Annotated in this window: 12 protein-coding genes; all 12 read left to right on the top strand. The window is 64.8% G+C overall.

What is annotated here, in order from left to right:
• The first annotated feature begins 248 nt into the window (after window positions 1–248).
• Entirely contained in the window at window positions 249–560 is a 312-nt protein-coding gene (locus ACT009_RS14895) for a hypothetical protein (protein WP_445191843.1), read from the top strand.
• Window positions 561–623: 63 nt separating this feature from the next.
• The gene (locus ACT009_RS14890; RefSeq protein ID WP_445191842.1) at window positions 624–875 is read left to right on the top strand and encodes a GCG_CRPN prefix-to-repeats domain-containing protein; all 252 of its coding nucleotides are present in this window, start codon (window positions 624–626) and stop codon (window positions 873–875) included.
• A 97-nt stretch (window positions 876–972) separates the two neighbouring features.
• A complete protein-coding gene (locus ACT009_RS14885) occupies window positions 973–1,416 on the top strand; it encodes an EF-hand domain-containing protein (RefSeq protein ID WP_445191841.1) in 444 nt (147 codons plus the stop codon).
• Window positions 1,417–1,454: 38 nt separating this feature from the next.
• Entirely contained in the window at window positions 1,455–2,012 is a 558-nt protein-coding gene (locus ACT009_RS14880; protein WP_445191840.1) for an RNA polymerase sigma factor, read from the top strand.
• Window positions 2,005–2,406 (top strand): hypothetical protein, encoded by a 402-nt coding sequence (locus ACT009_RS14875; protein ID WP_445191839.1) that lies wholly within the window; start codon window positions 2,005–2,007, stop codon window positions 2,404–2,406. The genes ACT009_RS14880 and ACT009_RS14875 overlap by 8 nt, the downstream gene beginning before the upstream one ends.
• 3 nt (window positions 2,407–2,409) lie before the next feature.
• Window positions 2,410–2,856, top strand: a complete 447-nt coding sequence (locus tag ACT009_RS14870) for a periplasmic heavy metal sensor (protein WP_445191838.1) — start codon at window positions 2,410–2,412, stop codon at window positions 2,854–2,856.
• Window positions 2,857–2,922: 66 nt separating this feature from the next.
• Window positions 2,923–4,332, top strand: a complete 1,410-nt coding sequence (locus ACT009_RS14865) for a DUF1800 domain-containing protein (protein WP_445191837.1) — start codon at window positions 2,923–2,925, stop codon at window positions 4,330–4,332.
• 4 nt (window positions 4,333–4,336) lie between these two features.
• Window positions 4,337–5,482: a DUF1501 domain-containing protein gene (locus tag ACT009_RS14860; protein WP_445191836.1), complete on the top strand. Its 1,146-nt coding sequence runs from the start codon at window positions 4,337–4,339 to the stop codon at window positions 5,480–5,482.
• Window positions 5,483–5,762: 280 nt separating this feature from the next.
• Window positions 5,763–8,852: a carboxypeptidase regulatory-like domain-containing protein gene (locus tag ACT009_RS14855; RefSeq protein WP_445191835.1), complete on the top strand. Its 3,090-nt coding sequence runs from the start codon at window positions 5,763–5,765 to the stop codon at window positions 8,850–8,852.
• A 33-nt stretch (window positions 8,853–8,885) separates the two neighbouring features.
• Window positions 8,886–10,499 carry an alkaline phosphatase D family protein gene (locus ACT009_RS14850; RefSeq protein ID WP_445191834.1) on the top strand — a complete coding sequence of 538 codons (1,614 nt, stop codon included), beginning with the start codon at window positions 8,886–8,888 and terminating at the stop codon, window positions 10,497–10,499.
• A gap of 47 nt (window positions 10,500–10,546) precedes the next feature.
• A complete protein-coding gene (locus ACT009_RS14845) occupies window positions 10,547–11,656 on the top strand; it encodes a hypothetical protein (RefSeq protein WP_445191833.1) in 1,110 nt (369 codons plus the stop codon).
• A gap of 312 nt (window positions 11,657–11,968) precedes the next feature.
• Window positions 11,969–13,846 (top strand): ABC transporter ATP-binding protein, encoded by a 1,878-nt coding sequence (locus ACT009_RS14840; protein ID WP_445191832.1) that lies wholly within the window; start codon window positions 11,969–11,971, stop codon window positions 13,844–13,846.
• Window positions 13,847–13,936: the final 90 nt, after the last annotated feature.

Raw genomic sequence — 13,936 nt, 5'->3', positions numbered from 1 at the left:
GAGGCCTGCAGCTTAAACTTCCGCTCTCGAGCATGGCGATTGGATGAAGACCCAGAGTCAGCCGTTCATCTCCATTCGCACCCTCACCGAAACCGGCCATCTGTTCACCCCGGCTGCGCGGCCTACACGGGCAGCAACCAAGTGCATCCCAGCGCCGGTCTTCAACCAAAACGCAGCGAATTTGACGCCGCAGCGACGGAAAAGATCGGGAGCTCCGTTGAAGAGGCGGTAATGAGGAGAGCAAGATCATGACGATACGTTATGCCGCCGCCCTGACGGCGGCTCTGGTGTTATCCGGCGCCGTGGACGCCCAAAGTGTCAACCAGCGTCAGGGGCGCCAGCAGCAACGCATCAACCAGGGTGTGGCGACCGGTCATCTGACCGCCCGCGAGGCAGTCCGTGACGAACGCCAGCAGGGGCGCATCGACGCAACCGAAGCTCGGATGCGCGCCAACAACGGCGGTCACCTCAACGGTAACCAACGTGCGAAGCTGGAGAACCGGCAGAACCGGGCAAGCGCCCGCATCTACAACAGCAAGCACAACAGTCGGCATTACTAAGCGAGCGTTGCCGAGGGCGGATGATCCCTCTCCCGAACCCAAACCATTTACAAGGAGAACGACATGAAGAAAATCCTGCTTGCTGCACTCGCTGCCGGAGCAGCCATGACGGCGATTGCACCCGCCGAAGCCCGGCAGGGCTGCGGTCCCGGCGCACATCGCGGCCCTGGCGGATATTGCCGCCCCAATCGCGGTGGCGCGATCGTTGCACCACGCGTTCGGGTCGGCGTTTTCTACCCCGGCCGCGGGTATTGGGATGGCCGTCGCTATTACGGCCATCGCTATCGCTGGCATGGCGGCTGGCGCTACCGCTAGGCGTTAAGCACCGCAGGGACGGCAGCGTCCCTGCGGCTTTTCCGCAACTCGGGGCCGTGCCTCGTGCGCAGAGACCTGTGTCATTAGGATAGTCCGCATGAAGAACATCTCGGTGATAATGTTAGGGCGCATGGGGCTGGCCCTCGCCGTGCTCTCGCCGACTGCCGCCTGCGCGCAACCTGCTGGTCAGAACGCGCCTGCCAAACGAGACACGACCGCTCATGCCACGGGGATCCACTTGGCAACGTTCATATCGCGCCACGAGAAGAAACTCCTGGCTGACGATACAGACGGTGATGGCAAGGTTAGTCGCGCGGAATTTCTCGCTGCAGCAAAGGCCGGCAAGCAAGATCCGGCTAAACGGTTCGCCAAGTTCGACGCGAACAGCGATGGCATACTTGAGAAGTGGGAGATCAACGCAACGCTCAGCCATCGCTTCAAGCGCCAGGACACCAACGGTGATGGTCTGCTTAATGCAACCGAACGCACGGCAGCCCATGCTCGCAAGGGCAAAACCGCGAGCGACGTACTGGAGTCCTGATCGTGGATCAAATGGGATGGGCATAGGGCGGCGCGCGATTGAGCGATCACGATCCGGACTCCAGGCTGGTCGAGCGGGTCGGGCGTGGCGAACCTGCCGCTGCACGGATGCTCGTGGCCGCAAAGCTGCCGCGTATCATGGGTCTAGCGACGCGCATGCTGCGCAATACCGGCGAGGCCGAGGATGTGGCGCAGGAAGCGTTCGAGCGGGTCTGGCGAACCGCCGGCGCCTGGCAACCCGGCCGGGCGCGGTTCGACACCTGGCTGCATACGGTAGTCCTCAATCTCTGCCGCGACCGGCTGCGTCGCCGACGAGAAGTCACTGGCACCGCTTTTCCGGAGGCGGTCGACCCGAGTCCGGATGCGGAAGCCGGCCTGATCGAGGCGGAGCGCGGCAACGCGGTTGCCGCTGCGATCGCGGCATTGCCCGAACGCCAGCGCGAAGCGATTCTGCTGGTCCACTACCAGGATATGTCGGGTGCGGAGGCGGCAGCGGCGCTGGATATCAGCGTCGAGGCTCTCGAGTCGTTACTCGCGCGGGGACGCCGCAGCTTGCGCGCACGGCTTACCGAATCGCAGGAGGCGACTGATGGCTGAACGATTGACCACTGCGCGGTTCGCGGCGCTGGCCGACGCCTGGGGCGGCGTCGTCGCGCGCTGGCCCGAGGAGCATCGCGAAGAAGCTGCTGCGATGGCTTCACACCCCGGCGCTCGCGATATCCTCGATCGTGCGCTGGCTCTGGATGGAGTGCTAGATACGTGGCGGGTGGCGCTTCCATCGCTGTCACTGCGGGATCAGGTGAGTGCTGGCGCCCCGGTACGGACAGAACGGATGATGAGGCGCGCACGGCTATGGTGGTCGGGTGTCGGCATCGCTGCAGCGATGGCGGGTGCGACCGCCGGGGCCGCCGCCGTCGCGATTGCGTCGCCAGTCGACGCCGTCTCCGACAGTAGCACCTCGTTTGGCGACGTCGCCGGATCGGAGACCTGATCGATGAGCAAGCTCCGTATCGCGCTCGTCGTGTCGGTCATCCTCAACCTGTTCCTCGCAGGAGCGCTGGTTGCCGGCATAATCTCGGTTCGCTCGGGCGGCCGCATGATCAACGCAGGCTCGTTGCGCATCGCCGGCGCAGAACTGCCACGTGCAGAGCGGCGACCGTTCCGGATGGCATTGCGCGAGGCACGGCGATCGATGCGCCCCGCGCTGATGGAGGCACGCGCGGCGAGGGTTGAGGCGGCGGCGCTACTGCGCCGGCCGACGATCGATCAGGCGGCGATTGTCGCTGCGCTCGACCGCGCGCGTAGCGCGGAAGTCGCGGTCCGCGCCGCGGTAGAGCGACGCGCCGTCGCCTATGCCGCGACGCTGCCCCCCGCGGATCGGGCAAAGCTCGCCGACGCGATGCAGCGGCGTGCGGCAAAGGTTCGCCCGGCAGCCGACTGATTGCTTGCGACGGAAACTCGGCGGGCCGACGTTGAAGAGGCAGTGGATCACCACCGAGGTACGATCATGCTCGCCCCGTCACCTATCCTGTCCCCTGCCGCGATCGCGCTGAATCGCTTTGGCTTAGGTGCGCGACCAGACGACGCCGTACCTGGCGATCCGCAGCGCTGGCTTGTCGATCAATTTACGCATTTCGACGTGCGCCCTGCGGGCTTTGCAGCACTCGACGACGCGGGCACTGCGGTGAAAGGCTATCGCGAGCAGCAGCAGGCCAATCGCGGCATAACGAACCGAGAAGGCGCTACCAATGCAAACGCCGCTCTGAAAGTGGAGCGCCAGGACTTCCGGCAGGACGTTCAGGCTCTCTACCGTGCCGAAGTGCAGGCCCGCACCGACAGCGCACTGGCGACCGAAGCGCCATTCGTCGAGCGTATGGTGCATTTCTGGTCAAACCATTTCTGTGTCTCGATAGACAATCCCCGCGTCACCGCCTTCGCCGGTGCCTTCGAGCGAGACGCGATCCGCCCGCACGTGCTGGGAAGCTTCACTGATCTAACGCTGGCGGTCGAACGGCATCCGGCGATGCTGATCTACCTCAACCAGTTCCAGTCGATCGGCCCCCACAGCCCCGCTGCTGCGCGCAATCCCAATCGCAAGCGGGGATTGAACGAAAATCTCGCCCGCGAGATCATTGAGTTGCATACCCTCGGCGTTCGCTCGGGCTACACTCAGGCCGACGTCACCGAGTTCGCCCGCGCCTTGACCGGGTGGACCGTTGATGGTCTGGGCGGCGGCCGGGCGGCCGACGGCAATCCCGACCAATTCGTGTTCCGCCCCGGCCAGCACGAACCGGGCACGCGGACGATCATCGGCAAGCGCTATGTGGAGGACGGCGAGGCGCAAGCACGGGCAGCGCTGATCGACTTCACGCACGCTCCCTCCACCGCTTCGCACGTTGCCACTAAGCTCGCGCGCCATTTCGCCGGCGATGATCCGCCGCCGGCAATCGTCGCGCGGCTGGCGGACAGCTTCACGCGCAGCAAGGGCGACTTGCCGACAGTCTACCGTACGCTGATCGCTTCGCCCGAGGCATGGGTACGAACCCCGACCAAGTTCAAGACGCCGTGGGAATGGACGATTTCGGCGCTGCGCGGCATCGGCCACCGCCAAGTCGGGACGATGCAGATCGCGGCGCTCCAGGCGCAACTCGGTCAGCGCGTTTGGAAACCCGGCTCGCCCGCTGGCTGGGACGACGTCGCGGCAACCTGGGCCGGGTCCGACGCGCTGCTGCGCCGTGTGGAGATGGCGCAGCGCTTGGCGGCACCGCTCGGCCAGGGCATCGATGCACGAGTGCTCGGACCCCGGATCATGCCCGCCTCTTTGAGCCCCGCAACCGCCGACCAGATCGCGCGGTCCGAAAGTCCGACCGGCGCGATCGCGCTGATGCTGGTTTCGCCCGATTTCCTGAGGAGATGATCCGATGATTGATCGCCGCCGCTTTCTTGCTCAGGCCGCACTCGGTGCTGGCGCCGTGTTCGTTGCCCCCAACATGGCGCTGGCGACGGTCCCGACCGAGCGCCGTTTCGTCTTCATCATCCAGCGTGGCGCCGCGGACGGGCTCGACATCCTGCGCCCGACCGGTGACCCAGCCTTCGCAGCTCTGCGCGGCGGACTGATCGACGACGCCGCGGGCACGAAGCTCGATGCCATGTTCATGCTCCACCCGGCGCTGGCTGAGGTGGGCACGATGTACGGCCAGGGTCAGGCGCTGTTCGTCCATGCGGTCGCGTCGCCCTATCGCGATCGTTCACATTTCGACGGCCAGAACGTGCTCGAGACCGGTGGCGCGCAGCCCTATGCCGTGCGCGATGGCTGGCTCAACCGGCTGGTGACGATGCTGCCGCGATCGGGCGACGAGGCGATCGCGATTGCGTCGACGGTGCCGACCGCACTGCGCGGATCGGTTCAGGTCGCGTCGTACGCGCCATCCGCGCTGCCACATGCTGCGGATGATTTGATGACACGGGTTACTGCGCTCTACGACGCCGATCCGCAGTTGCACCCCGTCTGGGGCGCAGCCCTCGAAACCAAGGGTGAAGTCACGAACACTACTGCCGGACAGGATCCGGCAAGCCTCGGTCGCCTTACGGCCAGCTTCCTCACCAAGCCAAACGGGCCCCGGATCGCGATGCTTGAGACTCTCGGCTGGGACACGCACAACGCACAGAAGGGCCGGCTTGCGATCCAGCTTAAGAACCTAGACGCGATGCTCGCCGCCATGCGTGACGGCCTCGGATCGGCTTGGGCGAACACGACCGTACTGGTCGCAACCGAGTTCGGCCGGACCGTCGCGGTCAACGGTACCGGCGGCACCGACCATGGCACGGGAGCCGTCGCTATGCTGGTCGGCGGTGCGGTCAAGGGCGGGCGAGTCGTGTCGGACTGGCCAGGTCTTGCGCCAGCCAAGCTCTACCAGGCGCGAGATCTGCGCCCGACCAGCGCACTCGACGCGCTGATCGCCGGGACGGCTGCCGAAAGCCTCTCGCTCGATCCCGAGCGCGTCAGACGTGAGCTGTTTGCACAGGCGACCCGCGAGCGACCTATCACTGGCCTAATCAAAAGGTAGCTCACAGGAAAATTGCTATGCAAATTCATCTGCTGGCATGCTCAGAGCTGATGATAAGACCCACTTCCGGCCGTTCACGTGGTCATATCGCGTGACCGATTCCGGCCGCTTGTTCATATCGATGATCTCGTTGGACCGCACCCCCGGGCGGGCTCTTCAGCTCGGACGCAAACTGTTGCGACCTGTCACCGTTCGGTAACCGAAGTGTCGCCATACGGCAGCATTCCTTCCCTAGCCGAGCGGCAGCGTTCGGGTCGAGCGGCACCACAGGGGGAAGACAATGGCAAAGGGCGGGATGCGCGTCGCCGCATGCACATGCACGGCGATCGTAGCGGTGGGGTTCGTGGCGCCGGTAGCCGCGCAGGAGTCGCTGACAGGCGCGGTCCAGCCGGGCGGTAGCTCGGCGGCAGATCGAGACGTGGCGAGCGACGCGGCTGGTCAGCCATCGCGCGGCGAGACAAGCACAAGAGGCACCATCGAAGGCCGCGTGCTCAACTCCGTCACGGGCGAGTACGTGCGAAATGCAGACGTCCGTGTCGAAGGAACGTCGCTGGTCACTCGCACCGATGACGACGGCCGCTTCCGCATCGCAGGCGTACCGGCTGGCGCGGCCGTGGTCATCGTCAGCTACACCGGCCTGCAGGAAGCGCGGACCGAGGTCAGCGTCCTCGCCGATGCTGCTGTGACGCAGGATTTTACCCTCGGCGCACCCTCGTTCACAGCCTCAGACGGCGACAACGCGCAGGCGATCGTCGTCACCGCCCGGCGAGGAGGTCAGGCGGCAGCGATCATGGACCGCCGGGCCGCCATCAACGCGAAGACCGTGGTGTCTGCCGACAACTACGGCTTCCAGACCATGGGGGACGTGGGCGAGTTCCTGAAGAGCATGCCCGGCATCTCGCTCGACTACACGGAGGTGGATGCGACCGCCGTCCGGATCGGTGGGCTCGATCCGAAATACTCGACCTTCACGGTGGACGGCTCACGGCTTGCGACCGCGACGTCGAACAACAACAGCGGACGTCAGAACTCGTTCGAGCAGATGTCCATCACCGGCATCGACTCCATCGAGCTGAACAACACCCTCACCGCCGGGATGGATGCTGACTCGCCCGGCGGCAACATCAACCTGCGCAGCAAATACGCCTTCGAACGCAAAGGCAGGCGGCTATCCTTCCAGGTCGGTGCCGTCGGCACCTCCGACTCCGGCTTATCGCGCAAGTTCTTCCCGGACGATCGTACACGCCCTCGGATCTACCCGTCCGTGCAGTTCAGCTACGCCGACGTGTTCCTCGACGGTCGGCTCGGCATCGCGGTCAACGCGAGCCACTATGCGAACTACGTGCAGCAGGACCGCGAGCAGGTCGACTGGTCCTATCTCGCGAGCGGTCGCATCATTCCCTACCAGCTGATGTATCGTCCTGGTCCAAAGACCACGACCCGTGACGCGGTCAACCTGGCGGCCGACTACAAGATCACTGACGATCTGGCGTTCTCGGTGCGTGGGACCTACTCGAAATACGGAGTCGAGTACTTCAACCAGTACACCTACCTGATCTTCGGCACGACGACGGTGTCGCAGACAATGCCAGACTCCACGAGCACCCACATCGTCGTCAATCCGAACGGGACGAACACCCGGCTGTCGACGCAATACTCGCATCGGTATGCTGGAACGCCTGCCGCGCTGATTGCGCCGAAGCTCGAGTATCGCGGCGACGACTGGGAAGCGGTGCTGCGGGGCAGCTACTCGACTTCGGCCTTTCACTTCCGCGACAACAGCCGGGGGTTCTTTCAGCGCGACGATAGCTGGCTTACACGGATCGGCTTTACGCTCGATCGCGACGCGACGGACTCGCGGGCGTGGACGCTGGCGCAGACCGCCGGCAGGCCGTGGGGCGATCCCGCCAGCTACAACCGCGACGACGACATCGGCAACAACGTGCGTACGGCCGAGTCCGACGCCCGCGACAAGATGTACGGCGGCTTCCTCGACGTGAAGCGCAATCTGTCGATCGACACGGCGGACGTGACGTTGCTGGCAGGCGCCGGCATCCGCAAGAACGACTGGCGAACTAACGAGGGTTCCTACCAGCAGTTCCAGTACGTCGGCCCCACTGGCGACCTGACGCAGAAGGCGCCGCAGGCCGTGATCCCGGCCACGCAGAGCTACCAATTCGGCATCATCGGGTTCGATGCCGGCAACCTTAACGAGCAGCATTGGCGCGCGGACAACAACTCGGCCACCTACGCTCTGTACGGCGAGCACCCTGAATACTTCGTCGCTGATCAGGTGGGTAACTTAAAGCGCAGGCTCGACAACGACAAGCGCATCCAGGAGCAGATCAAGTCAGCCTATGTCGAGGCTCAGACCCGCGTCGGAGCGGCCAAGTTCGACATCGGCCTGCGATACGAGCAGACGGAGACAGCGGCGAAGGTCGCCGACGTCCGGCCCGTGAAGGAGGTGACCGCAACTGGCCTGTCGGTCAACACGCTCGCCGGACTGCTCTACCAGTATAACGGCGGCAGCTACTCGACCCGCCGGGGCAGCTATGACGACTGGTTCCTCAGCGGCGGCGTCAAGTACGACTTCTCGAAGCGACTGGTCGCGCAGTTCGCGTTTAGCCAGTCACTGCTGCGTCCCGACTACGGGAACCTTGGCGGCGTGGTGTCGGTCAATGACGACACACAGATCGTTTCGGTGCCCAATCCGCTGCTGAAGCCTGAGCATTCGGTCAAATACTACGCGAGCGTCCAATACTACCTGGAGCCGTCAGGGATCATCGCCCTGTCCGGGTTCAAGCTGGACGTGAAGGACATGCAGGTGACCGGCGTGACGGTGGACGCCTCGGCAGTCGGTTACAATCCCGATGAATATGCCGGCTACATCTTTCGCAGCACGCAGAACATGCCGGGCGTCAGCACCAACAAGGGGCTCACGGCAGAGTATGACCAGCAGCTGACGTTCCTGCCGGGCTTGCTGAAGGGCTTCGGTCTGCGCGCCTCCTACACCCGCGTCGATCCGGACAGCGTTCGCGTGAACCTGCCCAAGAACTCCGGGAACTGGGGTATCCGATATAGCTACGGGCCAGCCGACATCCAGCTGACCGGCAACTACCAATCAACCTACCGCACGAGTGCGCTCAGCAACACGCCAACGACAGCGAACAACGGCATCCTCTACCACGACGAGCGGACGCTCTGGAACATCAGTGCCAGCTACAGGCTGCGCCCTGGCATCGACGTGGTCGTTGCCGGTCGCAACATCTTCAACGCTCCCGACGTGATCTACTCGAACGTGAAGGATCGCGTTCAACAATACAGCATCTACGGATCGCTGTGGAATGCCAGCATCCGGGCCGTGTTCTGAGCCCCCTCCACGATCCGCACGCAGGAGCTTCTGATGTTCACCATTGATCGCCGCAGCCTCGTTCTAGGTGGCGCCTTCGGCCTTGGGGCGCTGTCCCTCGCGCCTGGCGGTGCGCTCGCTCAGGGCCTCCTCGGCGCGTCGGGGTTCACGCACGCGGTCGCAAGCGGCGAGCCGGGTTCCGACACGATGCTGCTCTGGACCCGGTATGTGCCTGCCGATAGCGACGGTGTCGTCCGGCTAGATGCCGAAGTGGCGCTAGATCGCGACTTCACGAAAGTCTTGGCGGGCGGCAGCGTGCGGACCGGCCTCTACCGCGACTGGACGGCCAAGCTGACCGTGGATGGCCTCAGTCCCGGCACGGTCTACTGGTACCGCTTCATTGCACCGGACGGCAGTAAGTCGCCGATCGGCAGGACGAAGACTTTGCCCGTAGGCACCGTTCCACGCTTCGGGCTCGGCGTCTTCTCATGCTCCAACCTACCGGTCGGCTGGTTCAACGCCTACGGTCATGCCGCCGCAGAGCGTGGCCTCGATCTCTGGATGCATGTCGGCGACTATTTCTACGAGTATGGCACCGATCACGGCCTTCTCGAAGGACGGGTGCTGGAACCCGAGCACGAGATCCTGGCCATCGCAGACTACCGCTTGCGTTACGCCTGCTACCGCGCCGACCCAGACCTGCAGCAACTGCATCAGACTGCGCCGATGGTGGCCTTCTGGGACGATCACGAGTCCGCCAACGACAGCTGGGAAGGTGGCGCGCAGAACCACCAGCGTACCGAGGGCGACTGGAACGCGCGCCGGGCGGCCGCCATGCAGGTCTACCGCGAGTGGATGCCGGTCTCCGATGAACCATGGAAGGCCTACGCCATCGGCTCGCTTGCGACCCTCTACAGGACCGAATCCCGCCTGCTCGCCCGCACGCGCCAGGCGAACATCGAGGCGACGTTCAAGGCGGCGGATCCGGATGCCGCGCTGAAAGCGTTTCGCGATGGCGTCTGGCAGGATCCGTCTGCGACCATGCTGGGCTCGGCACAGGAGAGCTGGCTGGCACACGCCTTCAAGGCCAAAGCCCGCGATACCGCCTGGCAGCTCGTCGGCATGGGAACGATCCTGGGGCGGACGGTCATGCCGGCTGACTCGGTCGGCTGGCTGCGACCGGATCTTAGCGAAAAGAAGATCGCCAGCTTCCGCGACGATGTTCGGGCAGCGGCGCTCGGCATGCCGATGTGGATGGACCGCTGGGATGGCTATCCCGCGGCGCGTAGTCGACTGCTCGGGGCGGCGCAGCGCGCCGACGTTGATCTGGTGATGCTGTCGGGCGACAGCCACAACGCCTGGGCCTACGCTTTGAGCGAGGACGGCTACCCAGCAGGCGTCGAGTTCGCCGGCCACAGCGTCACCTCCGGTGGAATGGAAGGAAGCTGCGCCGCAGATCCTAAGGTCGTCGCGCGCGGGTTCGTCGCGGCGAACAAGGAGCTGCAATGGGCGGACACAAGCCAGCGCGGCTACATGATGATTGAGGTCACGCCGGCGGAGGTGACCGGCGAGTGGCGATTCATGCGCACGGTGAAGACCCGGTCTACCGAGCTCGCAGGCACGCACCGCATGATCGTGCGCCGCGGTCGCCGCCGCTTCGACGTCTGACGATGTTACCAAAGATCAACACGGGTCGAAGAACGATGCTCAGGCGCTTGGCTCTTCTCACCCTGCTCGTTCTGACGACGACCGCCTCTGCGCACGCCGACAACAATGCCGATGTCGCTCGGTTGCCGCTGCGCCAGAACGGAGGCACGTGGGACTCAGGTCACGTACAAGGGATCGCCGTCGATGGACGCGGCGGCTACATCTATTATTCCTTCACGACCCTCCTCGCCAAGTACGACCTGAAGGGCAATCTCGTTGGCTCGCTGGTCGGGTGGCACGGCCATCTTGGCGATCTCGACTTCAACCCAGCCGATGGCAAGGTCTACGGTTCCCTCGAATACAAGAAGGACGCAAGCTTCTACATCGCCGTGATCGACGTCAGTCGAATCGACCGCGTCGGCATTGAAGCGGGCTCCTCCAACCTCTTCCGCACCGTCTACCTTCCGGAAGTCGCGACCGATTACCGGGCTGACCTCGACGGCGATGGACGGGTCGAAGATGACGAGGCCTCACCCGATCATCGCTACGGCTGCTCCGGGATCGACGGCGTGGCCTTCGGCCGCATCGGCGGCAAGCACTACCTGACGGTCGCATATGGCATCTACGGCAACACCGCACGGGCGGACAACGATCATCAGGTGCTGCTGCAATACGACATCAGCGACTGGGCGAAGTACGCTAGTCCACTTATCGAAGCGTCCCCTCATCACCGCGGACCGGCGGAGCTGGCTGGCAAATACTTCGTGCGCACCGGCAACACGCGCTTTGGTGTTCAGAACCTGGCTTACGACGTGTCTGGGCGCCGCTGGTTTATGGGGGTGTACCAGGGTGCCAAGCCCAACTTCCCAAACTATTTGCTCTTCTCGGTCGATGCGGACACTCGACCACGAGTGGGCAGCCTCGTTGGCGTGCCTGGCCGCGCCGTTGGAACCTGGGCACGGGGTGAGGTCATTCCCCTTGCCAGCGAGGGCCTGAAGGATGTGTCGACGGGGATCAAAGGTTGGATGCAGAAGGCGGATGTCGGCTTTCAACCGGTCGGACGCGGGCTATTCTATATTGCGACGAGTTCGGGCGGTAAGCACAACCAGACCGCCGATATTGAGCTAGTCCGTTGGTTCGGGAGCGCCAAGTCACCCCTCCTGCCAATTACGCGGTAAACGGAGCCTCCGTGCGAGACTGTCGCGGGCCTGGACAGCAAATCTCTTTTAGACCCAGTTGCGGCCATTCGAAGCCCCGGAAGGCCCCCCGAGACCGGACCCTTGTTCATCAGTCGCGGAAGCCGGGATGGTGGCCGCTCCGGTGTTGGCGAGACCCGGCCCGGTCCGCCTGCGGGCAGCATCGATAGAGGAATACCAAGCACCCTGACGGTGTGACAGCCGACCGTGTAACGGGCCAGCATGCAGATGATGCCAACACCTCCCGCACGCCGGCACGAAACCGGCGACAGCATGTCGTACCGGAGCAGTTGAATGGCGCTCGGTGTCAGACCGGGCCGCGGCGGCGTCCCACCCCGGCCGACCACTTGGTGCGAGCGGCTGGGCGCGCTGCGCAACCTGCCGCCGTTCCTCGCGATGGTCTATAGCACCAGCCGGCCGCTCACCGTCACCACGCTCGCCGTACGGCTGGTGCGCGCGCTGCTGCCGGTGGCGACGCTGTTCGTCGGCAAGCTCATCATCGACGAGGTCGTGCACCTGACCCACCTCTCGGTACGTCCGACGGGCGTGTTCGCGTGGCTCGGCTCCGGCCTGCTCGGGCGGCTGGAAGCTCTGCTCCTCGCCGAACTCGCGCTCGCGGTCGCGTCCGACCTGCTCGGCCGGCTGGTGTCGCTGGTCGACGGGCTGTTGTCCGACCAGGTCAGCAACGACGCCAGCGTGCGGCTGATGGAGCATGCCGCAACGCTCGACCTTGCTGATTTCGAGGACGCGGCGTTCCAGGACCGCATGAACCGCGCCCGGATGCAGGCGAGCGGGCGCATGTCGCTGATGGGTCAGCTGTTCGGGCAGGCGCAGGACATCGTCACGGTGGTGAGCTTCGCCGCCGGGCTGGTGGTCTACGCCCCCTGGCTGATCGTCCTGCTGGCCATTGCTCTGGTGCCCTCGTTCCTCGGCGAGGCGCATTTCAACGCGCTGAGCTATGCACTCAGCTACGTCCGCACGCCCCAGCGGCGCGAGCTCGACTATGTCCGCCAGGTCGCCGCCAGTGCGGACACGGCCAAGGAGGTCAAGATCTTCGGCCTCAGCCCGTTCCTGATCGACCGCTATCGCACGATCTCGCGCGATACCTACGATGCGAGCCGGCGGCTGGCGCTGCGCAGGGCGATCTGGGGTTCCGGTTTCGCAGCGCTCGGCACGGTCGCCTACTATGCCGCTTATGCCTACATCGCGTGGCGGGCGGTGACCGGCACGATCACGATCGGCGACCTCACCTTCCTTGCCGCGTCATTCCTGCGGCTGCGTGGACTGCTGGAAAATCTGCTCACGGGCTTCTCCTCGACCGCGGGCCAGGCGCTCTACATAGACGACCTGTTCTCCTTCTTCCGGGCGCAGCCGGGCATCCGCTCGCCCGAAGGCGCGCTGCCGTTCCCGCATCCAGTGCAGCAGGGCTTCGTTTTTCAGGACGTGGGCTTCCGCTATCCCGGCGTCGAGCGCTGGGCGGTGCGGCACCTGTCGTTCACGCTGGCGCCCGGCGAGGTTCTGGCGCTGGTGGGCGAGAACGGTGCCGGCAAGACCACGCTCGTGAAGCTGCTCGCCCGGCTCTACGATCCCGTGGAAGGCCGCGTCCTGCTCGATGGACGTGACCTGCGCGACTACGACCTCGACGCCTTGCGCGCTGCCATCGGCGTGATCTTCCAGGACTTCGTGCGCTATAACCTGCCCGCTGCCGACAACATCGCGGTCGGCCGGATCGAGGCACGGGGCGATCGCGAGCGGATCGAGGCGGCAGCGTCCGCCGCGCTCGCCGATGGCGTGGTGGCCAAGCTGCCGGACGGCTATGACCAGATGATCGGCAAGCGGTTCCAGGGCGGCGTCGACCTGTCAGGCGGCGAGTGGCAGAAAATGGCGATTGCGCGGGCCTATATGCGCGATGCCCAGGTTCTGATCCTCGACGAGCCCACTGCGGCGCTCGACGCGAGAGCGGAGTACGAGGTCTTCCAACGCTTCCAGGAACTCAGCGCCGGACGTAGCGCAGTGCTTATCTCACACCGCTTTTCCAGCGTTCGCATGGCTGATCGCATCCTGGTGCTCAGCGACGGCAGGGTCGAGGCGTCCGGCACCCACGACGATCTGCTCACCGCCGGCGGTCGCTATGCGGAGTTGTTCGAGTTGCAGGCCGCTGGCTATCGTTGACTCACAAATGGACGTTCAGTTCGGCACAAGTGCTTTCCTCAAGCGGACGCTTGTTCATACATCATCCTCGCGGAGCACAGCCGCCGGGAC

Source organism: Sphingomonas sp. Tas61C01 (assembly GCF_052567495.1).
This window is presented reverse-complemented; position numbering and strand designations above follow the sequence as displayed.